Consider the following 22266-nt stretch of genomic DNA (forward strand, 5'->3'; position numbering starts at 1 on the left):
AAGGGAATCACACGCATGACCTTGGTGAAGAGCACGCTGGCCGAAGGAGCGCTCCGGGTCACCGGGGCCGCGCTCCAGGACACCCTGGTGGATCTGCTGGGGCTGTCACTGATCGGGAAGCAGGCGCACTGGAACATCGTGGGGCCCCGGTTCCGTTCGATCCATCTGCAGCTCGACGAGGTGGTCGCCACCGCGCGCACCTACTCGGACACCGTCGCGGAGCGGGCCGCCGCGCTGGGCGTGGCTCCGGACGGCCGCCCGGAGACGATCGCCGCGGCCTTCTCGCTGCCCGGTGCCAAGGACGGCTGGCTGCGGGACGACGACGTCGTCGACCTGATGGTGCGGACGCTGGAGGCGGCGATCGGACGGCTGCGCGAGCGGATCGCCGCGACCGACGAGGCCGACCCGGTCACCCAGGACCTGCTGATCTCCGTCACCGCCGACCTGGAGAAGCAGCGCTGGATGTTCGCGGCCGAGAACAACTGAGATCCGGGACGGCTCACCTGGGCCCTTCCGGGACGTCCGTTTCGAGCGCCGCCGCCCGCAGGGCCGCCGCCACGCGGGTGACCGCCTCCGTCGGCGGCTGGGGCAGCCGGGCCAGCAGCTGGCGCCGCTGTTCCTGAGGTCCCCCGCGCACCGGCAGGATCCGCACGCCCGGCGGCGCGGCGGCGGCGAGGGCGGCCGGTACGGTGGTCAGCCCGAAGCCGGCCGCGACGAGATGGAGTTTGGCGAGCCAGTCACGGACGGTGTGGACGATCTCGGGCCGCTCGTCCAGGCCGGGCCACACCCCCATCAGCCGGTCCTCGCCGACCGCGGGACCGGCGATCCAGCGCTGTCCGCGCAGGTCGGCCACATCGACGAAGTCGCCGCGGGCCAGGGGGTGTGCGGACGGCAGCGCGAGGCACAGGGCGCGCTCGGTGAGGGTCTGGAGTGCCAGCGGCGGTGACTCCGCGTCCGGCGCCCGGAACGGCGGCGCCGACGCGATCAGCGCGAGGTCCAGGCTCCCGGCGCGCAGGGCGCGGACGAGGGCCGGGGTGGTGCCCTCGCGGCCGATGACCAGCAGGGCGGGGTCGGTCCGGCGGAGCGTGGTCAGAGCCCGGGGCACCAGTACGGCGCCCGCGGTGGGGAACCAGCCCAGCCGGACCGTCCCGGCCCCTTCCGGGAGGCCGGACAGCTCCCGTGCCGTCGCCCCGATCTCGTCGAGGACGACGGTCGCGCGCCGCATGACGATCCGGCCGGCCGCGGTGAGCCGTACCCCGTCGCGCCGCCGTTCCAGCAGTTCGGCGCCCGCCGCCCGCTCGATCGCGGCGATCTGCCGGGACACCGCGGACTGGGTGTAGCCCAGGGTGGCGGCGGCCGCGGTGAAGGTGCCCTGTTCGGCGACCGCGCGGAAGACCCGCAGCGCGGTCAGCGACACATCGTTGAAGTCCATGACGTTTACGCATACCACCTGTGCCGGACTTTCGTTGGACTCATGGACGTGCCGTTCCTAGCGTTGGGGGCATGAAGACTTCCCGTATCGCCCTGGTGACCGGCGCCAACCAAGGACTCGGCCGCGCTCTCGTCGAAGGCCTCGCCGCCCGGCTGACCCCGGACGACCTGGTCCTGCTCACCGGTCGCGACCTGCGGCGGGTGACGGACGCCGCCGTCGAGGTCGCCGGGCTGCCCGGCACCCGCGCCCGGGTCGAGGGCCGGGTCCTGGACGTCACCGACACCGACGCCGTCGCCCGCCTCGCCGACGAACTCCGCGCCCGCTACGGCGGAGTGGACATCGTCGTCTCCAACGCGGTCGCCCGCGTGCTGCCCGACGAGTCGCAGTCCGAGCGGGCCGACGAGTTCATCGACGTCTCCAACACCGCAACCCACGCGATCCTGCGCTCCTTCGGTCCCGTCCTGCGTCCGGGCGGCCGGCTGCTGGTGGTCGCCAGCTCGCTCGGCACGCTCGGTCATCTCGACCCCCGGCTGCACCACCTGTTCGACGGCGCCACCCTCGACCAGGTCGAGTACGCCGTGGAGTCCTGGCGCAGCGCCGTCCACCAGCACACCGCCACCGAGGCGGGCTGGCCGGTCTGGCTGAACGTGCCCTCGAAGGTGGCCCAGGTCGCCGCCGTCCGCGCCCTCGCCTCCGAACGCCGGGAACAGGACCTGGCCTCCGGCACCCTGATCGCCTCGGTCTGCCCCGGCATGGTCGACACCGCCACCTCCCGCCCCTGGTTCAGCGACTTCAGCCAGGCCCAGTCCCCCGCCGACGCCGCCCGCGCCGTCCTCGACCTGGTCTTCGCCGACCACGTCGACCCCGCCCTCTACGGCGAGCTGGTCCGCTTCGGCAAGGCCCTGCCCTGGCACGACGGCACGCCCCTGGTGGAACAGGACCGCCTGGTCAAGCCATGAGCGTCGAACCGTGAACATCGAGCACGGCAGCACCCGGCAGCACCCGGCAGCACCCGGCAGGGAGCTCCCCCATCCCGGCGGAACTGATCAAGACGACGGAACAGGGCCCCGCGACCTCGGTCCTGCTCGCCACCTCACCCCTGCTCGAAGGCGTCGGCGGACGGTACTTCGACGACTGCGACGAGAGCGAGGTCGTCGACCGCCGTACCGGCGGGCTCCACGGCGTCGCCCGCTACGCCGTCGACCCGGACAACGGCCGCCGACTGTGGGACCTGTCGGAGGAACTCCTCGCCGGCTGACCGGCGGCGCCGCCCGGGCCCGGCGTCATCGGCCGCACCTGGGCCGGCTCACAGGCCCAGGACCCGGGCGACGGTGCGCAGCACACCGTTGTCGTTGTTGGACGGGGCGAGGTGGCGGGCCCGGCGGATGACGTCCGGGTGGGCGTTGGCCATGGCGAAGGACCAGTCGGCGGCGTCGAGCATCTCCAGGTCGTTGAGGTAGTCGCCGAAGACCATGGTCTGGGCGGGGGTGATGCCCAGCTCGCGCTGGAGGCCGCGCAGGGCGGTGCCCTTGTTCGCGGTGCGGTTCATGACATCGACCCAGTGCTCACCGGAGACCACGACCTGGTGGGTACCGGCGAAGTCGGCCAGCGCCGGGGCGGTGGTGCGCTCGGCGGCCCCGAAGTCGAAGAGCGCGACCTTCATCACGTCGTCGTCGACGGCGGTGAGGTCGTCGACGACCCGGTGCTCGACGTAGTAGCGGCGGACCTCGGCGAGGAACGCCTCGTCCGTGCGCTCCACGTACGCCGACCGCTTGCCGCAGACCACGGCACCCACGTCGACGCCGTCCGCGACCAGCCGCCGCACGGTCCGGGCGAGACCGCCGGCGACGGCCGGGTCCAGGACGTCCGAGCTGAGTTCGACGCCGTCGCGCACCACATAAGTGCCGTTCTCCGCGATGAACACCATGCCGTCGGCGACGTCCGCGAACTGCCGGGCCAAGGTGGCGTACTGGCGGCCGCTCGCCGGGCTGAACAGCACGCCGCGGCGGCGCAGTTCGGCCAGCATCGGCCACAGTCCCCCGGGGATGCGCTTCTCGTCGTCGAGGAGGGTGCCGTCCATGTCGGTGACGACGAGGCGGATGTCGGCGGGACCGGCGGGAAGGCCGGGCGTGGCGAGGAGGGACGCGGGCGAGGCGGGCATGTCCTGCTTCCGGTGGGGGACGGCATTCGCACTCCAGTGTCCCTCATACGGCTGACGGGACCGGAAACAGCCGTGGAGATTCCTGTGACAGCGCGATCACCGGACGGCACAATGTCGGCCGACGGCGTCGCGGCGGGGGAAGGACGACGGACGTGGGCGGCAACGGGTCGGCGGAGCTGACGGCGTCCGTGGCGCACAACGCGCGGGTGTGGAACTACTGGATCGGCGGCCGGGACAACTACACGGCCGACCAGCGGGTCGGTGAGCAGGTCGCCGGGATGCTGCCGGTGATCCGGGAGGTGGCCCGCGCGGACCGGGCGTTCCTGGGCCGGGCGGTACGGCTGCTGGCGGACGAGCACGGGATACGGCAGTTCCTGGACATCGGCACCGGACTGCCGACGGTCGAGAACACCCACGAGATCGCCCAGGGCGTCGCACCCGAGGCGCGGATCGTGTACGTCGACAACGACCCGGTGGTGCTGATGCACGCCCGCACACTGCTCACCAGCTCCCCGCAGGGCGTCACCCAGTACGTGGACGCCGACGTCCACGACCCGGACACCGTCGTCCGGCGGGCCGCCGAGACCCTGGACCTGACCCGCCCGGTCGCGGTGCTGATGCTGGGCATCCTCAACTTCGTCCTCGACACGGACACGGCCCGCGAGGTGGTGCGGCGGATCATGGCCGCGGTGCCCTCGGGCAGCTTCCTCGTCCTGACCCATCCGACGGCCGACGCGGAGGTGGGCGGCCAGGGCAACATCGCGGCGATGCGGTTCTGGAACGACCACGCCACCCCGCCGATCACCGCCCGGAGTCGCGCCGAGATCGCCGGCTTCCTCGACGGGCTCGATCCGCCGGCGCCGGGCCTGGTGCCCTGCTCGCAGTGGCGCGCCGGGGCCGACTCCCCGGCGCCGGTGCCGCAGTTCGGCGCGGTCGCCGTGAAACCCTGACCAGGACGTGTGCATCCGAGCCCGTCGAGGAGGACGCCGTATGCCACCCCTTGCCGACCCCGTGCCCGGCGGGCGCCCCGGTGATCACGCCCGGGCGCATGCCCTCGCCCATGAGCTGTCCGCGCAGGGCGTGCGCGCGATCGTGCTGGCCTACGTGGACACCGCCGGGATCTGCCGGGTGAAGACGGTCCCGTGGCAGCGGCTCCAGCAGGCGGTGGTGTGGGGCGTCGGCATGTCCCCGGTGTTCGACACCTTCCTGGCGAACGACGCGATCGTGCGCACCGACGTCCTCGGCTCGCCCGACGGTGATCTGCGCCTCTACCCGGACCTGGACCGGCTGGTGGTGCTGGCCGCGCAGCCCGGCTGGGCCTGGGCCCCCGTCGACCGGATCACCCAGGAGGGCGACCGGCACCCCGGGTGCAGCCGCACCTTCCTGCGCCGGACCGTCGCCGACGCCGAGGACCGGCTCGGCCTCACCTTCAAGGCGGGCGTGGAGATCGAGTGGGCGCTGGGCCGGGCCGCCGCCCCCGCCGACGAGTTCGCCCCGGCGACCCAGGGCCCGGCGTACGGCGCCGCCCGGCAGGTCGAGCTGAGCGACTACGCCGCCGACCTGCTCGCGGCCCTGGACGCGCAGCAGGTGCCGGTCGCCCAGTTCCACCCCGAGTACGCCCCCGGCCAGTTCGAGCTCTCCACCGACGCCCTGGATCCGGTGGCGGCGGCCGACCAGAGCGTGCTGGTACGGCAGACCATCCGCGCGGTCTCGCAGCGGCACGGCCTGCGGGCCTCCTTCTCCCCGGCCGTCACCGAGCGGGGCGTCGGCAACGGCGGCCACCTCCACCTCTCCGTCTGGCGCCACGGGGTCAACCTGCACGCCGGGGGTGACGGCCGGTACGGCATGACGGGCGAGGCCGAGTCCTTCGTGGCCGGGCTGCTGACCCATCTGCCCGGACTGACGGCGGTGATCGCGCCGAGCCCGGCCAGCTATCTGCGGCTCAAACCCTCCCAGTGGGCGGGGGCGTTCACGGCCTGGGGCCGGGAGACCCGGGAGACCGGCGTCCGGGTCGTCACCGGCACGAGGGGCCACCAGAGCCAGGACGCCAATCTGGAGATCAAGCCGGCCGACCTGGCCGCCAACCCGTATCTCGCCCTCGGCTGCGTCATCGCCGCGGGACTCGACGGGTTCGTCTCGGGCACGGCCCTGCCCGAGGAGGTCGTCGACGACCCGGCCCGGCTGATCCCGGACGAGGCGGTGGCCCGGGGCGTACGACGGCTGCCGACCTCGCTGGCGCAGGCCGTGGACGCGTTCCGTGAGGACAAGGTGCTGTGCACGGCCCTCGGCCCGGTCCTCGCGGACGCGGTGGTCGCCGTACGCGAAGGTGAGACGGCGGCCGTCGCCGGGCTCGACGACACCGGGGTGGCGGCGGCCTACCGCTGGAAGTACTGATGGCGGGACCGATCCGGGAAGTCCTCGACACGCTCCCCCTCGTCGACCACCACTGCCACGGCGCGGTCACCGCCGACCTCGACCCGGCGGACTTCGAGTCGCTGCTGACGGAGGGCACGGTCTGGCCGGGCATGTCGCCGTTCGACAGCCCGGTCGGCATGGCCGTACGACGGCACTGCGCACCCCTGCTCGACCTGGACCGGCACGCGCCCGCCGCCGACTACCTGGCGCGCCGCGCCGAACTGGGCTGGCAGGAGGTCAACCGCCGTTTCCTCACGGCCGCGCACGCGGAGACGTTCTGCGTGGACACCGGCTACGCCCCGCACCCGGTCACCTCGCCCGCCGACCTCGCGGACGCGTCCGGCGCCGCCGCCTACGAAGTGGTCCGGCTGGAGAGCATCGCCGAGGAGGTGGCCACCCGTGGCATCGACGCCGGCGACTACGCGGCCGCGTTCCGGGCGGCGGCCGAGGAGGCGGTACGGCGGCCGGGGGTGATCGCGGTCAAGTCGGTCGCCGCCTACCGCACCGGCTTCGACCTGGATCCGGCGCGGCCGACGTACTCCGAGGTGACCCGGGCGGCCGCGCTGTGGTTCGCCCGGGGCGGCAAGCTCACGGACCCGGTGCTGATGCGCCATCTGCTGTGGACCGCCGTCGCCCTCGGGCTGCCGCTCCAACTCCACGCCGGTTTCGGGGACTCGGACCTGCGGCTGCACCTGGCGGACCCGGCCCTGCTCACCGACTGGCTGCGGCTGACCGCCGGCACCGTCCCGGTACTGCTGCTGCACTGCTGGCCGTACCAGCGCCAAGCCGCCTATCTGGCCACGGTGTTCGAGCATGTGCACCTCGACGTCGGGCTCGCCCTGCACTATGTGGGCCCGGCCCGGGCGGGTTCGGTGCTGGCGGAGGCGATGGAGATCACCCCGTTCCGCAAACTGCTGTACAGCTCGGACGCTTATGGTGTGTCCGAGTTCCACCATCTCGGCGCTCTGTCCTTCCGGCAGGGGCTGGCCGGGCTGCTCCAGGAGCGGGTGGACGCCGACGAACTGAGCCCCGCCGACGCAGTGAGGATCGCCGCCTGGACAGGACGCGACAACGCCCGTCGCCTCTACGGACTTCCCGTATCGGACCCCGGCCGCGACTGAGCGCGCGCCCCACCCGGAAAGTATGATCAAGCAATGTCTGACATGACCGAAACCACGCCCGGTTGGCTGTCCTCCGACGAGCTGGAGATGGCTCGCGCCCGTATGCCGATCCTGTACGTGGAGGCCGTGCCCGTACGTGTGGACGACAGCGGCGAAGTCACCAGCATCGGACTGCTGCTCCGCATCGGCCCGGACGGAACGGTCAGCCGGACCCTCGTCTCCGGCCGTGTCCTGCACCACGAGCGGGTCCGCGACGCCCTGTTGCGCCACCTGGAGAAGGATCTCGGCCCGGTCGCGCTGCCCCGGGTGCCGGCCTCCCTCCAGCCGTTCACGGTGGCCGAGTACTTCCCGACGCTGGGCGTCACGCCGTACCACGACCCGCGTCAGCACGCGGTGTCGCTGGCCTACATCGTGCCGGTGACCGGTGACTGCCGGCCCCGCCAGGACGCCCTGGACCTGGTGTGGTTCAGCCCGCGGGAGGCGGTGTCCGAGGCCGTGCAGAGCGAGATGCCCGGCGGTCACGGCGTGCTCCTGAAGCAGGCCCTGGCACATGTGGGGTGCGTGGGCTGAGGTCAACATGTCGGCACTGGAATACCGGCCCGCTCAGGAGGCGGCGCCGACCCGGCTGGTGATGTGCGGGATGTCCTGCTCGGCCCAGATGCACTTGGAGTCGCTGAGGTAGCGGGCGCCCCAGCGCCGGGACAGGGCGGCGACCAGCTGGAGGCCGCGGCCGCCCTCGTCGGTGTAGGTGGCGTGCCGGATGCGCGGGGTGCTGAGGCTGCCGTCGTAGACCTCGCAGGTCAGGATGCGGCTGCGCAGCAGCCGTAGCCGCATGGGGCCCTTGGCGTGCCGGACGACGTTGCCGACCAGCTCGCTCACCAGGAGTTCGGTGGTCGTCGTCAGTTCGTCCAGGCCCCAGCGGGTGAGCTGGTCGCGGACGAACTCACGGGCCTGGCCCGCGGCCCGGGGATCGTCGGGCAGGCCGAAGGAGGCGATGTCGGCGGCGGGCATGGCCCGGGTGTGGACGATCAGCAAGGCCGCGTCGTCTGTGGTCTGCCCCCGGTCGGGAAGCAGCTCCGAGACGACCGTGTCGCACAGCTCCTCCAGGCCCCGGACGTCCTTCTCCTGGTCGGTGCCGGTGAAGCGGGCAGGGCCGACGCCGGCTCCGGACAGGACGCGCAGCAGCCGGGCCAGCCCCTGTTCGGCGTCCTGCGCGGCCGACTCGATCAGCCCGTCGGTGCACAGGACGACCAGACTCCCGTCCGGCAGCGGCAGCCCGTGCGCCGCGAACGGCGGGGCGGCGGCGCCGAGCGGCGGATCGGGGCTGGGGACGGGGCTGTGCACGGTGCCGTCGGGATACACGAAGACCGGCGGCGGATGACCGGCCAGGGAGTAACTGAACCGGCGGCCCGCCGGGTCGTACACGGCGTACAGACAGGTGGCGTAGAAGTCCTCGCCGAAGTCGCTGACCAGGTCGTTGAGGTGGCTCAGCAGTTCGTCGGGGCCCATGTCGAGGTCGGCGAGGGTGCGTACGGCGGTGCGCAGCCGGCCCATGGTGGCCGCCTCGGCGATGCCGTGGCCCATCACGTCGCCGATCACCATGGCGACCCGGTCGGCGGAGAGCGGGATCACGTCGAACCAGTCGCCGCCCACCTGTTCGCCCCGGCCCGCCGGTAGATAGCGGGCGGCCGCGACGGCGGTGGGCAGCCGCGGCAACGCCTGGGGCAGCAGGGCGCTCTGCAGCTCCTGGGCACGGGCGTGCTCCACGTCGTACAACCGGGCCCGTTCCAGCCCCTGGCCGACCAGGGCGCTGAGCGTGGTCAGCAGGGTGCGCGCCTCCTCGCTGAAGGGGGGCGGACGGTTGTAGGACAGGACCGCGACGCCGATGGCGCGCCCGGAGGCGACCAGGGGCAGGAACGCCCAGGCCATCTTCGGCGAGGTCCCCATCAGGATCTTGTCCTTGACGGCCGGATAGCGCTCGTAGATCTCGGCGGGCGACTCCAGGAACAGCGGTTTGTGGGTCCGCAGCACATCGGTGACGGGCATGCCGGCGGTGAGCGGGCCCTCGAACCGCTTCAGGTATTCCACCGGGTATCCGACCTCACCGACCCTGGTCAGCCGGCCGTTCTCGAACACGGAGACGACCAGCCCGTCGGCACCGAACGGCGACAGGACGTGGTCCGCCACGGCCCGTACGACGTCCTGGACGGTCACGGCCTCCGCGAGCGCCGCGGTCAGGTGGGCCGCCTTGGCCGTCCGCACCTGGTCGGGCTCGGGACCGGGAGCGCGGTGCGGAGTCCGCCCCGGGGCGGACTCCAGGCACTCGGCGGTCCAGGCCGCCACCGCGCGCAGAAACGACAGCTGTATGTCGTCGGGCTCGCCGTCGCTGTCACCTGTGAGCACCGAGATCGAGCCGATCGGTCCCCCGGCGCCGACGAGCGGCAGCGCCACGATGCCGGAGGCGCCCGTCCCCAGGTCGTCCCCGGCCGCCTGGACCAGGACACCGCGCCGCAGGGCGCACGCCGGCGGCACGTCCTCTTCCTCCCGCAGCTCCGCCCAGCCCCGCACGGCCTCGGCGGCGACACCGTCCACCGCTTGCAGGGTCAGCCTGCCGGTGCGCGGGTCCCACCGGTGCAGCAGGGCGCCCACTCCCCCGACACTCGCCGCCGCCTGCCGAAGCGCCAGCGTCAGCGTCCTCGCCCGCGCCTCCGCGGCGGGGGACGGCTCGGGTGTGTCCCCCTCCGGACGGTTCGGGCACATAACGACAGGTTAACCCGGGAGGTTGCGGGGACCACCGGGGAGGCGAGCGGCGCCGTGCCGGTCGGTCATCCCTTCCGCAGGGCCGCGCGAAGGGCCTCGTCGATGCCGGGCCGCCGGAAGGCGAAGCCCGCCTTGAGCAGGCCCGCCGGCACGGCACGGCAGCTGCCGGTGACCCCCACGGAGAACCCGCCGAGGACGGCCCTGAGCGCGAAGGCCGGGACCGCGGCCAGGGTGGGCCGGTGCAGGATCCGGCCCATCGCACGGGTGATCTCACGGTTCGTCAGCGGTTCGGGGGCCGTGAAGTTGACCGGTCCGGCGATGTCCTCGTGGTCGATCGCGTAGCGGAGCGCGGCGATGTGGTCGGGCAGGGAGATGAAGGGCCAGAACTGGTCGCCGGAACCGAGCCTGCCGCCGAGGCCGAACCGGAAGAGCGGGAAGAGCTTGCCCCAGGCGCCGCCGTCGGCGGAGACCACGAGGCCGGTACGTGGGTGGACGACCCGGACACCGGCCCGCTCGGCCGGCGCGGCGGCGGCCTCCCAGCCCACGCAGACGGAGGCCAGGAAGTCGCTCCCGGCCGGGTCGGCCTCGGTGACGACCCGGTCGCCGGTGTCGCCGTAGTAGCCGGTGGCCGAGGCCGAGACCAGCACCCGGGGCGGATCGGCGGCCTCGGCGCAGGCCTCGGCGACGGTGCGCGTCCCCTGGAGACGGCTGAGCCGGATCTGCTGTTTGTACGTCTCGGTCCAGCGCCGGTCACCGATCCCGGCGCCGGCCAGGTGCACCACGGCGTCGACGCCGTCCAGGACCGCCGGGTCCAGTCGGGCGCCGGGCTCCCAGGAGGCGGATTCGCTGCCGTCGGCCGGCTGCGTCGCGGTCCGGCCACGGGTCAGACGCAGTACACGATGGCCGTCGGTGAGAAGGGAGCGGGTGAGGGCGGAACCGATGAGTCCGGTGGATCCGGTGATCGCGACGCGCATGACGTTCTCCGATGAGCGAATGTTTGAGAGTTCAAACTATCGCTCGCCAGCGTACTCCGGCCGGACGTCGGAGGGGCACAGGGAACCGGCCGGGCCGATCCTGGAAGGAACGACCACCGAGGAGGGCGGGCATGGAGTACCTGGTCACGATGACCACCCGGGTGCCGGACGGTACGACGGAGCCGGAGGTGGCCGAGGTCCGGGCACGGGAGGCGGCGCACAGCCGCGAACTCGCCGCACAGGGGCGCCTGCTACGGCTGTGGCGTCCCCCGCTGGGGCCCGGTGAATGGCGCTCGATCGGCCTGTTCGACGACGAGGGCCCCGAGGCGCTGGAGCGCACCCTCGCCGCGATGCCGTTGCGCGTCTGGCGGACCGACGAGCCCACCGGGCTCGGCCCGCACCCCGCCGGTCCGGGCCGGGGCGAGGTCCCGGTCGCGGCGGACAGCGAGGAGTACCTGGTCACGTTCGCCGTGGACGCGCCGTCGGGGACGGGGCCCGAGAGCCCGGTGGAGTCGAAGCGCGTGCGGGACGTGACCGCCGAGGGCCATCTGATCCGCCTGTGGACGCTGCCGGGCCAGGGCCGCGTCATCGGCCTGTGGCAGGCGCCCGACGCCGTCCGGCTGCGGGAGATCCTGCGGTCCCTCCCGATGACCGACTGGCGCCTGGTCGACATGGTGCCGCTGACCCGCCACCCCAGCGACCCGGCACAGGTGACGTGATCCGGGCGGGCGGTCCGCGGCATGTCGCGTCGACACCGTCGCGCCCCCCGTCCGGAACGGGAGCCGCGACGGTGTCACCGCCAGGGGCGGACGGGTGTCAGGACTTGCCCCGGGTGACGAGCCACTTGCCGCCGACCCAGTTGCCGACCGTCTCGTAGCCGGAGCGGAAGGAACCGAGCCAGTCGAGCTTCAGGTTGGCTTCGGCGGTGGACTTGACAGGGGTGTAGCTGCTCGCGTCGGTGGCCGAGCCGCCCGTGGTGTTCTCGGCGTAGTAGGGGAAGGGGTAGGCGGGGCGGGCGGCGGTGGTGTTCCCGCCGCTGTCGACCGACTTGGTCGTCAGGCTGTCGGGGGCGTCGCCCCGGGTGACCCAGTCGGTGATGGCGGTCAGCGCGTCGAAGGTGTTCGGGCCCTGGCCGCCGCCGCAGTGCGCGACGCCGGGGAGCAGGAACAGCCGGGCGAAGCTCTTGGTGGCCGCCTCGCCGCCCATGGCCTTCTCAACGGCCTTGTAGTAGGCCATGGTTCCGACCGCCGGGATGTGCTGGTCACCCAGGCCGTGCCAGAGGATCAGCTTGCCGCCGGCCTTCTTGAACACTGTGAGGTCGGGGTCGGTGGCGTCGTACATGCCCTCGCCGAGCCCCATGACCTTCTTGTAGTAGGCGGCCGTGAACTTGATGTCCTTGTATGTCAGGGCCGGCTGCGGGCTGTCGAAGATCTGGTAGCGCAGGGTCTCCCGGACGAAGCCGATGTCGCCGCTTGCGCCGGTGGCGGTGGCCGGGGTGATGATGCCGGCCCAGTTCAGTTCGGATCCGCGCAGCTGGTAGCCCGGGTAGAGGAGTTGACCGTGTTCGTCGGTGGGGCCCGCGTAGATCCGGCGCAGGGTGGTGACCTGGTCGGCGGTCAGGCAGTAGGCGTCGGTCGTCGAGGTCCGTCCGGCCTTGCACTGGATGGTGGCCGGGTCCCAGGTGCAGCTCAGCGGGTCCGCGATGATCCCGTCGGCGGGCGCGCCGCAGCCCTTGAGCACGGCCTTGTGCAGGTCCGCGAGGTCGGCGTTGGTGAGGGTGGCCGGGCCGCCGTCGAGGTAGACGGACTGGGCGGTCCAGGCGTGCGAGAAGGTGTTCAGCGCGGTGAAGTTGTTGGCCGGGGCGCCGGCGATGATGCCGTCGAAGTCGGTCGGATAACGCTGTGCCTCGGTCAGTGCCTGGTGGCCGCCCTGCGAGCAGCCGTCGAAGTAGGAGTGCGTGGCCGCCTGCCCGTAGTACTTCTCGATGATGGCCTTGGACGCCTGGACCAGCTCGTGGTCGGACTTGTAGCCGAAGTCGGCGCGCAGGGTCGGGTCGGTGGAGAAGAGTCCGCCGCCCTGGTAGTGGCCCTCGTCGCTGGAGGCGACGGCGAAGGCGCCGGTGGTCAGCGGGACGCAGCCGGTCGAGGCGGGCGCGCTGGTCACGTTGGTGTTGCCGCACAGGCCGCCGCACCCGACCTGGAGGTAGTTGGCCTGCCAGCCGGTCTCGGGGAGCTTGATCTCGAAGTGGATCTGCGGGGCGATCACGCCCTTCACATCACAGGCGGCCCAGTTGCCGAACGTGTTGCCGCTCGCGGCGAGTTCGGCGGCCGAGGTGATCTCGAAGGGGACGCCGGGGACCGCGCTCGCCAGGTCCAGCTGGGCCATCCCGGAGCAGGACATGGCCGGTGCGATCCCGGAGGACGTGCTGCCGGCCGTCGTGGCGTTCGCCGAGGTCGAGTCGGCGGCCTGCGCGTCGCTCGTCGCGCCGTAGGCGAGCGCCAGGCTCGCACCGGTCACGAGCGCCACGGTGGCGGCGAGGGCGGCCAGGAAGGTCGCTGACTTCCCCCTGCACCATCGGAACAGCTGAGGCATGCTCGGATCTCCGTTCGATCACCGGATCGGAAAGCGTGCGGGGTGCCTTGACGGCGGGGAGCACTGGCGGGCCGCCCCGCCTCGGCAATGGCCGTACGACGCAGGAACGTAGCCTTCCGGCAAACTCGACGCAATACCTGTCGACCAGATTGTTGACGATTCTGTCGCCAAGAAAGCCCGTTGTCGTCCGGGCGCGCCGCTCGGAGCAGGCCGAGCGCGAACGCTTCGCCCTAGCACCGCAGTTCACCAGCGAGCAGGACGAGGGCAGTCACGGCGTCGGCAGGAAGCGGCGGTACACCACCGGCCGGTGCGGCGGCACGATCACCTCGATCGCGGTCGGCTTCACCTGCCCCGGCCTCTTCGCGGGCTCATTCCCCGTGGCCGAAGGACCAGGAGCGGCCCACGCGAAAAAGGGCCCTCACAGGCTTTCGCCTGCGATGACCCTTCGCACCGTCGGGACGACAGGATTTGAACCTGCGACCCCTTGACCCCCAGTCAAGTGCGCTACCAAGCTGCGCCACGTCCCGGTGCCGTCTGACCTGGGATTTCCCTGGTCGAAACGCGCAAGGAAACAATACCGCACTCGGACCGGTGGTCGCGCACGGCTTTTGTCCGGGCCGGGTGCCGGCTCGGCTGAGGGCCGCGGCGGCACGGGCCGTGCGGCGGGTCTCAGTCGGGCCCCGGCAGCCCCACCTCCGGGTAGGAGTCCAGGAGTCGGGGCGGGGCCGCCTGTCTCCAGGAGTCGGCGAGGATGTCGCGCAGCTCGGCCTCGTCCTCCAGGGCGGCGAGCCGCACCCGGACCCACGCGAACTGGGCCTCGTGATCGGCGATCCAGAACTTGTCCGGCTCGGCGAGCACCAGCTCGTCGCGCTCCTCCTTGGGGCAGCGCACGGCGATGGAGGTCTCGTTCTCGGGCAGCGTGGCGAACATCTTCCCGGCGACCCGGAACGTGGGCATGCTCCAGGCGATCTTCTCGCTGGTGTCCGGCAGGGACAGCGCGACACGGCGTACGTCTTCGGCTTCCGGCATGCCTGGAACCGTAGCGCCTGCCACTGACAGTCAGCTGGTCAGAGCACCGACGTGCTTGTAGTAGAGGGTCGTCGGCCGCAGCACCCCGCCGGGGTCGGCCGCGTAGTCCGGGATGACTCCGGCGCGGGTCCAGCCGGCCGAGCGGTAGAGGTGCTCCGCCGGGCTGTCCGTCTCGGTGTCGAGGTGGAGCAGGGTGATGCCGGCGGCGGTCGCCGCCTCTTCGGCGACGGTCAGCAGCCGTCTCCCGATGCCCTGACCGCGGGCCTCGCGGTGGACCATCAGCTTCACCAGCTCGGCACGGTGCCGGCTGTTCGGCTTGTCGGGGAAGGGGAAGGCCAGGCTGACCGTGCCGACGACCCGGTCACCGCCGTCCAGCGCCGCCCAGACGGCGAGCCGGCCGGCGGCCACGGCGTCCAGCCGCCCCTGCCACCAGGCGACGGCCCGCTCCCGCTCGAAGGGCGCGAGGAAGCCGATGGACGCCCCGCCGTTCACGGTGTCGGCCAGCAGCTCGGCCAACTCCCCCACCCGTTCGGACAGTTGAACCGCCCCGAGGCGCAGTGCCGTCATGGCCGCACCACTGCCAGGACGTACCGCGTGCACCGTCGGTGCCAAGGACGGCTCACGGCCGGGCCGCCTCGCCGAGCGCCTCCAGCACGGGGCGGATCAACGGATGGCCTTCGGCTCCGCGCCGTACGGCCGCGAAGACGCGGCGGGTCGGGGCGATGCCGTCGACCGGACGTACGACGACACCGGTCAGGTCCATTCCGCGCAGGGCCGAGCGGGGGACGAGGGCCACGCCCGCGTCGGCCGAGGCCAGGGCCACCACGGCCCGGAAGTCGTCGGAGGAGTGTTCGAGGCGGGGCTGGAAGCCGGCGCTCTCGCAGGCCAGGACGACCACGTCGTGGCAGGGGTTGCCGGGGTACGGACCGATCCACGGGTCCTTGGCCAGTTCGGCGAGGGGCACCTCGTCGGCCCCGGCCAGGCGGTGGTGGAGCGGGACGACCGCGTCGAAGGGCTCGGCGTACAGGGAGACGTGGGTGAGCCGGGGGTCGTCGGCGGACGGGGCCCCTCGGTACTCGACGGCGACCGCGACATCGACCTGCCGGTCCAGGACCATCGGCAGGCTGGCGTCGCCCTCGGCGTCCTGGACACGGATGCGTATGCCGGGGGCGGTGCGGGCCAGGTGGGCCACGGCCGGGGCGACCACCTGGGCGATGCCGGTGGCGAAGGCGGCGACGGTGACCGTGCCGGCCTCGCCCGAGCCGTAGGCGGCCAGTTCGGCCTCGGCCCGCTCCAGCTGGGCGAGGACCGCGTTGGTGTGGCCGAGGAGGATCTCACCGGCCGGGGTGAGCCGTACGCCCTTGGCGCTGCGCTCGACCAGGCGGTGACCGGTCTCCTGCTCCAGGGCCGCCAGCTGCTGCGAGACGGCAGAGGGGGTCAGGTACAGCGCGGCGGCCGCCGCCGTCACCGTGCGGTGGTCGGCCACCGCACGGAGGATGTGGAGCCGCCGCGCCTCGATCATGGCTCGATTATTGCAATATGTCCGGGGTGCTCGGACCGCTCAGGCCGCCAGTTCCGCCCGGGCCGCCACGAAGGCGTCCACCGCGCGGTTGACGTCGTCCGTGGAGTGAGCCGCGGACAGCTGCACCCGGATCCGGGCCTGCCCCTGCGGGACCACCGGGTAGGAGAAGCCGATCACGTACACGCCCCGCTCAAGGAGCAGCTCGGCCATCCGGCCCGCCCGCGACGCGTCGCCGATCATCACGGGGGCGATGGCGTGGTCGCCGGCGAGGATGTCGAAGCCCTCCTCGGTCATCCGGCGGCGGAACAGCGCGGTGTTCTCGGCGAGCCGGACCCGCAGGTCGTCCGCGGACTCCAGCAGGTCGAGGACCTTCAGCGAGGCCGCCGCGATCACCGGGGCGAGGGTGTTGGAGAAGAGGTACGGACGGGAGCGCTGGCGGAGCAGGGCGACGATCTCGGCGCGGGCCGCGACATAGCCGCCGGAGGCGCCCCCGAGGGCCTTGCCGAGAGTGCCGGTGATGATGTCGACGCGGTCCATCACGCCGTGCAGCTCGGGGGTGCCGCGGCCGGACGGGCCGACGAATCCGACGGCGTGCGAGTCGTCGACCATGACCATGGCGTCGTAGCGGTCGGCGAGGTCGCAGATCTCGCGCAGGGGCGCCACGTAGCCGTCCATGGAGAAGACGCCGTCGGTGACGACCAGCCTGCGCCGGGCGCCCTGCGCCTCCTTCAACTGGGTTTCCAGGTCCGCGAGATCGCGGTTGGCGTAGCGGAAGCGGCGGGCCTTGGAGAGACGGATGCCGTCGATGATCGAGGCGTGGTTGAGGGCGTCGGAGATCACCGCGTCCTCCGGGCCGAGGAGGGTCTCGAAGACACCGCCGTTGGCGTCGAAGCAGGAGGAGTAGAGGATCGTGTCCTCCTGGCCGAGGAAGCCCGCGAGGCGCGCCTCCAGCTCCTTGTGGACCTCCTGGGTTCCGCAGATGAAGCGGACGGAGGCCATGCCGTAGCCCCAGCGGTCCAGGGCCTCGTGGGCGGCGGCGATCACCTCGGGGTGGTCGGCGAGGCCGAGGTAGTTGTTGGCACAGAAGTTGAGCACCTCGCCGGGGCGGCCGCCCGCGGTCACGCTGACGGTCGCGGACTGCGGGGTGCCGATGACCCGCTCGGGCTTGTGCAGACCGGCGGCGCGGATCTCGTCGAGGGTGGCGCGCAGGTCGTCGCGCACGGAGTCGAACATCATCAGTCCTTGGTTGTCGTCGGCGGGTCGGTCAGAGGGTCCAGTCGAGGATGACCTTGCCGCCACGGCCGCTCGCGGCGTCGGCGAAGGCCGCCTCGAAGTCGCGGTACCCGTAGCGGCCGGTGATCACGGGGGCGAGGTCGAGTCCGCCCTCCAGGAGGACGGACATCGCGTACCAGGTCTCGAACATCTCACGGCCGTAGATCCCCTTGATGGTGATCATCGAGGTGACGATCCGGGCCCAGTCGACGGGGAAGTCCTGCGCGGCCAGGCCGAGCATGGCGATACGGCCGCCGTGCGTCATGTTGGCGATCATGTCCTGCAGCGCCTCGGGACGGCCGGACATCTCCAGGCCGATGTCGAAGCCCTCGCGCAGCCCCAGCTCCCGCTGTCCGTCGGCGATCCGGGCCTGCGACACGTTCAGGGCGAGGCTCACGCCGATCTTGCGGGCGAGGTCGAGGCGTTCCTCGCTGACGTCGGTGATCACGACGTTGCGGGCACCCGCGTGGCGGGCCACCGCAGCCGCCATCAGACCGATCGGCCCTGCCCCGGTGATCAGGACATCCTCGCCGACGAGCGGGAAGGAGAGCGCGGTGTGCACGGCGTTGCCGAACGGGTCGAAGATCGCGGCCACGTCGAGGTCGACGGGGACGCGGTGCACCCAGACGTTGCCGGCGGGCAGCGCGACGTACTCGGCGAACGCGCCGTCGCGGCCGACGCCCAGACCGACCGTGGCCCGGCACAAGTGGCGCCGTCCGGCCAGGCAGTTGCGGCACTTGCCGCAGACGAGATGGCCCTCGCCGCTGACCCGGTCACCGGCCTTGATGTCCACGACGTCGCGGCCGGTCCCGACGACCTCGCCGACGAACTCGTGCCCCACCACCAGGGGCGTGCTGATCGCCTGCTGGGCCCAGCCGTCCCAGGCCCGGATGTGCAGGTCGGTTCCGCAGATACCGGTCCGCAGCACCTTGATCAGTACGTCACCCGGTCCGACCGTGGGTTCCGGCACGTCCGCGAGCCACAGGCCGGGCTCCGCCTTCTGCTTGACCAGTGCCTTCAACGCTACGGCTCCTGTGCGTGAGGTCCAGGCCGCGGGCACGCCGAAGCGTCCCGCGGCCGGGGAGGGGGTGGAATCGCACAGCAATCTGCCGTACCCGGGCGGCGCGGGTCCATCGAGGTTTTCTTAACCGCCGCCACAGCTCCGCTTCACGCCCCCGCGCCGGCCGGCGCCGGTGCACGGTACGGCGGGCGCAGCCGGCTGCGGTTCGGCGGTTCTCCGTGGGTGCGCGCGGCCGCACCGGCATGCGGTTCCCCACGGATGGGGGTCCCCCGCTCGGCCGCAGCCGGAAGTGGAGCGCGTGGCCTGCCACGGCGGCCCCGCAGCCGGACGGCGGCACCTCACGGCGCTTGCGGCACAGCGCTCAGTCGAGGCGGGAGACCTGGTAGTGGCTGATGTACCAGTCGTCCCCCGCGCGGGTCACGAGGACCGAGAGCTTCACGTCCAGCGGCGGCCGGTCCGTGAAGGAGAACTCGACGGCCAGGTAGCCGAGGACGACGCCGTCCGCGGGCCGTCTGGTCTCCAGGACGCGGTACGCGGCCTTCATGCCGAGGGGCTGGGAGTCGTAGTAATCGGCGACGCCCTGCCGTCCGACGCTGTAGGGGTGCAGTCCCTGGAAGACGGCGTCCTCGGTGAACTGGGCGGCGACGCCCTCGGGTTGATGTGCGTCGACGGCCGCCTTCCACCGGTCGAGCACCCCGCTCAGGATCGCCGTGTCACCCGTCGTGGTGGTCATGTCCGCTCCTCGCTCAGTGTGGTGACGAATCGTCAGTGTCCGGCGCTCATGCCGCCGTCGACGTGCAGGATCTCGCCGGTGACGAACGGCGCGGTCTCCAGGAAGAGCACCGCGTCGACGATGTCGCTCACTTCACCCATCCGGCCGACCGGGTGCAGTGCGGCGAGGTACTCGTGGGTCTCGTCCGGGTGCATGGGGGTCTTGATGGTGCCGGGCGACACCGCGTTGACCCGGATGCCGCGGGTGGCGTACTCGATCGCCAGGGACTTGGTCGCGGACTGCAGACCGCCCTTGGTGAGGGAAGCCAGGACGGAGGGGACGCGGGCGTCCGCGTTGTCGACCAGGCTGGTGGTGACGCTCACGATGTGTCCACCGCCCTGGGCGAGCAGATGCGGCAGGGCCCGCTGGGTGAGGTGGAAGAAGCCGTCCATGTTGATGCCGGTCAGGGCTGCGTAGTCGGCGGCCGTGTAGTCGGTGAAGGGCTTCGCGACGAAGACGCCCGCGTTGTTGACCACGGTGTCGATACGCCCGAAGCGCTCGACGGCCGCGGCGACGACCCGCTCGGCGGTCGCCGGGTCCGCGATGTCGCCCTGCACGGTCAGGACGTCGGCGTCGTCGGCGGGGGCGATGGTGCGCGAGGTGGCGACGACGGCGTGGCCGAGCTTGCGGTAACCCTCGACGAGGGCGGCGCCGATGCCCTGCGAGGCGCCGGTGACGATAGCGACCTTCTGGTTCTGCGTGCTCATGGTGACCTTCTCCGTAGTGGCTGACCGATGACTAGCCGACCGGTCGACTATTGAGAAGGTAGGTCGGGCCGGTCAGAGGGCGCCAGGATCGGTTTCCTTCCGGGTGGGAGGCGCAGCCTCCCAGCGCGGCTCAGCCCGGGAGCGCGTACGGGTCGTCGGCGGGCAGCCAGGCGTCCTCGGCGTGGATGCCGAGGTCGCCGACGCCGTCGCACAGGGCGTCGACGGCGGCCAGGACTCCGGGGCGGTCCTCGCTCTCCCGCCGGACCAGCGACCAGGTCCAGTACACCTTCGGCGCGACGATCTCCCGGCGGACCAGGTCGGGCGGCAGCGGAACGGTCTGCCCCTTGGGCGAGTTGAGGACCGGGCGGGTGCAGCGGCGGACGTGGTCGAAGAAGGCGGGGCCGGTGACGGCGCCGTCGGAGATGCGCACGGCACGGGCACCGACGGCCTCCGTCAGCTCCTCGGCGTACACGTTCCAGGAGGCCCAGGAGGTGATGTCGTCGTCGATGAGGACGTCGGTGTCCCGGGCCGCCAGATCGCTGGTGTCGGTGCCCTTCGCGACGGCGTACAGCCGGTCGGCGCCGAGCAGCCGGGCCCGCAGCCCCAGCCGCTTGAGGTCCTCGGCGCGCACCCAGCAGACGGCGAGGTCAAGGCTGCCGTCGGCGACCCGCGCGGCCTGGGTGTGGGAGGGGGCGACCCAGGCGTCCACATGCACCCGGGCCACCGCGGCCGTCCGCGAGGTCAGGTCCGGGGGAAGCCAGTTGACGTAACCGAGCCGCACCGACTGCGAACCCGACAGCCGACCGGCCCGGAGCTTGAGGTCGTCGGCTCGTTCCAGCAGGGCCCGGGTGTGCGGCAGCAGGTCGGCGCCGGCCTGGGTGAGCGAGACCGAGCGGCGGTCCCGGTCGAACAGCCGGACACCCAGGTCCCGTTCGAGTGCCTTGATCTGCTGGGAGAGCGAGGGGCCCGCGATGAGCAGCCGCTCGGCGGCCCGGCCGAAGTTCAGTTCCTCGGCGACCGCGACGAAGTAACGCAGCTGACGCAGTTCCACGCGCGCCATGCTACGCGCGCTGGGAGGCCGCGCCTCTCAGCAGCGAGGCAGCCGGTCGTGGCACCGGCGCTCGTGACGGGAGCACGATGAGCTTCACCGAGAGTGGAGGGAGCACGTCGTGCGAGAGTTCCTGGTCGAGATCACCACCACCGTTCCCGAGGGCACGGGCCAGGAGGAGGTCGACCGGCGGCGGGCCGCGGAAGCCGTCCGCGCGCGGGAACTGGCCGCGACCGGCCATCTGGCCCGACTGTGGCGCCCGGTGGGCGAGTTGCGCAGCATCGGCGTCTGGTGCGCCACCGACGAGGAGGAACTCCACGAGAAGGTGCTCGGCTCCCTGCCGCTGCGCCCGTGGATGACGGTGACCGTCACCCCGCTGGAGGCCCACCCCAACGATCCGGGCCGGGCCGACGTCACCCGATGACCACCACATCTCCCTGGGCTCATGTCGTCAGGGCGGGCGCGGCGCTCACCGCGGGATGGGCGTCGGCCGGTTCGTCCACACCCCGATCCTGCCCCTGACGCAGGCCCGGGCGGGCCTGTCCGCCGGTGCCGGGGCGAACCTGGCCACCGCCGACTACGTCGGCTGTCCGGTCGGCGCGCTCCCGGCACACTGGCCCCCGCGCTGGGCCGTTCACGCACCGTGCTGCGCGGCTCCCTGCTCGTGCTGACCGCCACGCTCGAGGACTACGAAGCCCGGCACGCGATCGAGTGCGGCATCAATCGCCTCGACAGGCATCACGCCGTGGCCGCCCGGTACGGCACGCTTGCGGTCCGCCGGAAGGCGGCCGTTCTCGTCGCGGTCCTCAACGAACGGCTGTGCCGGCCACGTCACGACGGCGCTGCGTAACAGCGGATGGCCACCCTCTGGTGCGGGCTCCACTGCTGCTCGACCGTAGCCATCAACTCCCAGCCCAGCCGCTCGTACAGGGCTGCCGCGGCAGTATCGGATGTGACGACGTCGAGCACCGGATGCAGGCCATGACGCTTTGCTTCCTCCACTGCTCGGCCGATCAACAGTGCACCGATCCGGTGTCCCCTCGCCTGCGGGGAAACGAACAGTCTGCTGACCACGGCGGTCATATCCCGCGTCGCCCCGTTCCGCTCGCTCCACAACGTCGGAGCCAGATCGCCTTCGCCGACGTGCGACAAACCGACATGCCCGACGACGCGCCCTTCGAGTTCGGCGACCCAGGACCCCAGGAGGGGACCGCGTGACAGCCACTCGCCGGGCTGATCGGGCCAGTTCACCGGATAGCCATCACGCGCGTGAACCTCGGCGAGGACCCGCACGCAGTCCTCGACATCGCCATCAGTCCTCTGCCGCACGCAGTGGCTCCGCCTCTCGGCAGGCACCCCGGCGGAGCTCTCGATATTCACTCCGGAATGGAAACACAGGCCACGCCACAGCGCTCTGAGGTTTCGCCCTCTCGTGATCGG

Annotated in this window: 24 protein-coding genes, 1 tRNA gene and 1 pseudogene; 11 read left to right on the forward strand and 15 right to left on the reverse strand. The window is 72.2% G+C overall.

Annotation, left to right across the window (positions count from 1 at the left end; translation table 11 throughout):
- Nucleotides 1-15 precede the first annotated feature (15 nt).
- Nucleotides 16-486, forward strand: coding sequence for a Dps family protein (locus ACZ5K7_RS12520; protein WP_351705689.1), 471 nt, complete (start codon nt 16-18; stop codon nt 484-486).
- Nucleotides 487-499: 13 nt separating this feature from the next.
- Here ACZ5K7_RS12520 and ACZ5K7_RS12525 read toward each other — a convergent pair whose 3' ends face one another.
- On the reverse strand, nt 500-1432 hold the full coding sequence (locus ACZ5K7_RS12525; protein ID WP_468912924.1) for a LysR family transcriptional regulator: 933 nt from the start codon (nt 1430-1432) through the stop codon (nt 500-502).
- A gap of 71 nt (nt 1433-1503) precedes the next feature.
- On the opposite strand from ACZ5K7_RS12525, the gene ACZ5K7_RS12530 reads away from it, so the two are divergent.
- Nucleotides 1504-2391 (forward strand): SDR family NAD(P)-dependent oxidoreductase, encoded by an 888-nt coding sequence (locus tag ACZ5K7_RS12530; protein WP_468912926.1) that lies wholly within the window; start codon nt 1504-1506, stop codon nt 2389-2391.
- A 59-nt stretch (nt 2392-2450) separates the two neighbouring features.
- Nucleotides 2451-2690, forward strand: a pseudogene (locus tag ACZ5K7_RS12535) (SDR family NAD(P)-dependent oxidoreductase); the annotation flags it as partial.
- A 48-nt stretch (nt 2691-2738) separates the two neighbouring features.
- On the opposite strand, the gene ACZ5K7_RS12540 reads toward ACZ5K7_RS12535, so the two are convergent.
- Nucleotides 2739-3593: a Cof-type HAD-IIB family hydrolase gene (locus tag ACZ5K7_RS12540; RefSeq protein ID WP_468912928.1), complete on the reverse strand. Its 855-nt coding sequence runs from the start codon at nt 3591-3593 to the stop codon at nt 2739-2741.
- A 152-nt stretch (nt 3594-3745) separates the two neighbouring features.
- Between ACZ5K7_RS12540 and ACZ5K7_RS12545 the strand changes: the two genes are divergently transcribed.
- From ACZ5K7_RS12545 to ACZ5K7_RS12560, 4 genes are read left to right on the forward strand one after another with little or no spacing between them, the layout of a single operon-like run.
- Nucleotides 3746-4543: an SAM-dependent methyltransferase gene (locus ACZ5K7_RS12545; RefSeq protein WP_468912930.1), complete on the forward strand. Its 798-nt coding sequence runs from the start codon at nt 3746-3748 to the stop codon at nt 4541-4543.
- Between the two features lie 40 nt (nt 4544-4583).
- Nucleotides 4584-5987: a glutamine synthetase family protein gene (locus ACZ5K7_RS12550; RefSeq protein WP_351705676.1), complete on the forward strand. Its 1404-nt coding sequence runs from the start codon at nt 4584-4586 to the stop codon at nt 5985-5987.
- Nucleotides 5987-7129, forward strand: a complete 1143-nt coding sequence (locus ACZ5K7_RS12555; RefSeq protein WP_351705673.1) for an amidohydrolase family protein — start codon at nt 5987-5989, stop codon at nt 7127-7129. The genes ACZ5K7_RS12550 and ACZ5K7_RS12555 overlap by 1 nt, the downstream gene beginning before the upstream one ends.
- 42 nt (nt 7130-7171) lie before the next feature.
- Nucleotides 7172-7699 carry an NUDIX hydrolase family protein gene (locus ACZ5K7_RS12560; protein ID WP_351705827.1) on the forward strand — a complete coding sequence of 176 codons (528 nt, stop codon included), beginning with the start codon at nt 7172-7174 and terminating at the stop codon, nt 7697-7699.
- A 33-nt stretch (nt 7700-7732) separates the two neighbouring features.
- Here ACZ5K7_RS12560 and ACZ5K7_RS12565 read toward each other — a convergent pair whose 3' ends face one another.
- Both ACZ5K7_RS12565 and ACZ5K7_RS12570 read right to left on the reverse strand, forming a co-directional pair.
- A complete protein-coding gene (locus tag ACZ5K7_RS12565; RefSeq protein WP_468912933.1) occupies nt 7733-9889 on the reverse strand; it encodes an ATP-binding SpoIIE family protein phosphatase in 2157 nt (718 codons plus the stop codon).
- Nucleotides 9890-9954: 65 nt separating this feature from the next.
- The gene (locus tag ACZ5K7_RS12570; RefSeq protein WP_468912935.1) at nt 9955-10863 is read right to left on the reverse strand and encodes a TIGR01777 family oxidoreductase; all 909 of its coding nucleotides are present in this window, start codon (nt 10861-10863) and stop codon (nt 9955-9957) included.
- 131 nt (nt 10864-10994) lie between these two features.
- Between ACZ5K7_RS12570 and ACZ5K7_RS12575 the strand changes: the two genes are divergently transcribed.
- Nucleotides 10995-11582: a muconolactone Delta-isomerase family protein gene (locus ACZ5K7_RS12575; protein WP_351705664.1), complete on the forward strand. Its 588-nt coding sequence runs from the start codon at nt 10995-10997 to the stop codon at nt 11580-11582.
- 97 nt (nt 11583-11679) lie between these two features.
- Here the strand turns inward: ACZ5K7_RS12575 and ACZ5K7_RS12580 are convergent, their stop codons facing one another.
- The 10 genes from ACZ5K7_RS12580 to ACZ5K7_RS12625 form a co-directional block, all read right to left on the reverse strand.
- Nucleotides 11680-13455, reverse strand: a complete 1776-nt coding sequence (locus tag ACZ5K7_RS12580; protein ID WP_468912937.1) for a tannase/feruloyl esterase family alpha/beta hydrolase — start codon at nt 13453-13455, stop codon at nt 11680-11682.
- 453 nt (nt 13456-13908) lie between these two features.
- Nucleotides 13909-13982, reverse strand: a tRNA-Pro gene (locus ACZ5K7_RS12585).
- 142 nt (nt 13983-14124) lie between these two features.
- Nucleotides 14125-14484, reverse strand: coding sequence for an MmcQ/YjbR family DNA-binding protein (locus tag ACZ5K7_RS12590; protein ID WP_351705658.1), 360 nt, complete (start codon nt 14482-14484; stop codon nt 14125-14127).
- A 30-nt stretch (nt 14485-14514) separates the two neighbouring features.
- Nucleotides 14515-15051: a GNAT family N-acetyltransferase gene (locus tag ACZ5K7_RS12595; protein ID WP_468912940.1), complete on the reverse strand. Its 537-nt coding sequence runs from the start codon at nt 15049-15051 to the stop codon at nt 14515-14517.
- Between the two features lie 52 nt (nt 15052-15103).
- The gene (locus ACZ5K7_RS12600; protein ID WP_351705652.1) at nt 15104-16006 is read right to left on the reverse strand and encodes a LysR family transcriptional regulator; all 903 of its coding nucleotides are present in this window, start codon (nt 16004-16006) and stop codon (nt 15104-15106) included.
- Nucleotides 16007-16045: 39 nt separating this feature from the next.
- A complete protein-coding gene (locus tag ACZ5K7_RS12605; RefSeq protein ID WP_351705824.1) occupies nt 16046-17239 on the reverse strand; it encodes a glycine C-acetyltransferase in 1194 nt (397 codons plus the stop codon).
- Nucleotides 17240-17270: 31 nt separating this feature from the next.
- Nucleotides 17271-18299 carry an L-threonine 3-dehydrogenase gene (tdh, locus tag ACZ5K7_RS12610; RefSeq protein WP_351705649.1) on the reverse strand — a complete coding sequence of 343 codons (1029 nt, stop codon included), beginning with the start codon at nt 18297-18299 and terminating at the stop codon, nt 17271-17273.
- Between the two features lie 361 nt (nt 18300-18660).
- Nucleotides 18661-19032: a YybH family protein gene (locus tag ACZ5K7_RS12615; protein WP_468912943.1), complete on the reverse strand. Its 372-nt coding sequence runs from the start codon at nt 19030-19032 to the stop codon at nt 18661-18663.
- 32 nt (nt 19033-19064) lie between these two features.
- A complete protein-coding gene (locus tag ACZ5K7_RS12620; RefSeq protein ID WP_468912945.1) occupies nt 19065-19778 on the reverse strand; it encodes an SDR family NAD(P)-dependent oxidoreductase in 714 nt (237 codons plus the stop codon).
- A gap of 130 nt (nt 19779-19908) precedes the next feature.
- Nucleotides 19909-20838, reverse strand: coding sequence for a LysR family transcriptional regulator (locus ACZ5K7_RS12625; protein ID WP_468912948.1), 930 nt, complete (start codon nt 20836-20838; stop codon nt 19909-19911).
- A 109-nt stretch (nt 20839-20947) separates the two neighbouring features.
- Here ACZ5K7_RS12625 and ACZ5K7_RS12630 point away from each other — a divergent pair, with 109 nt between their 5' ends.
- The 3 genes from ACZ5K7_RS12630 to ACZ5K7_RS12640 are packed head-to-tail and all read left to right on the forward strand — an operon-like array spanning nt 20948 to nt 21676.
- Nucleotides 20948-21250 (forward strand): muconolactone Delta-isomerase family protein, encoded by a 303-nt coding sequence (locus tag ACZ5K7_RS12630; RefSeq protein WP_351705637.1) that lies wholly within the window; start codon nt 20948-20950, stop codon nt 21248-21250.
- A 55-nt stretch (nt 21251-21305) separates the two neighbouring features.
- Complete coding sequence (locus tag ACZ5K7_RS12635) at nt 21306-21497, forward strand: YbfB/YjiJ family MFS transporter (protein WP_468912950.1); 192 nt, start codon at nt 21306-21308, stop codon at nt 21495-21497.
- Nucleotides 21470-21676: a hypothetical protein gene (locus tag ACZ5K7_RS12640; protein WP_468913266.1), complete on the forward strand. Its 207-nt coding sequence runs from the start codon at nt 21470-21472 to the stop codon at nt 21674-21676. Before ACZ5K7_RS12635 ends, ACZ5K7_RS12640 begins: the two co-directional genes overlap by 28 nt.
- On the opposite strand, the gene ACZ5K7_RS12645 is transcribed toward ACZ5K7_RS12640, so the two are convergent.
- Nucleotides 21658-22119 carry a GNAT family N-acetyltransferase gene (locus tag ACZ5K7_RS12645; protein ID WP_468913253.1) on the reverse strand — a complete coding sequence of 154 codons (462 nt, stop codon included), beginning with the start codon at nt 22117-22119 and terminating at the stop codon, nt 21658-21660. The two genes, ACZ5K7_RS12640 and ACZ5K7_RS12645, sit on opposite strands and share 19 nt — an antisense overlap.
- Nucleotides 22120-22266: the final 147 nt, after the last annotated feature.

It is taken from the genome of Streptomyces sp. NPDC031497, assembly GCF_055580905.1.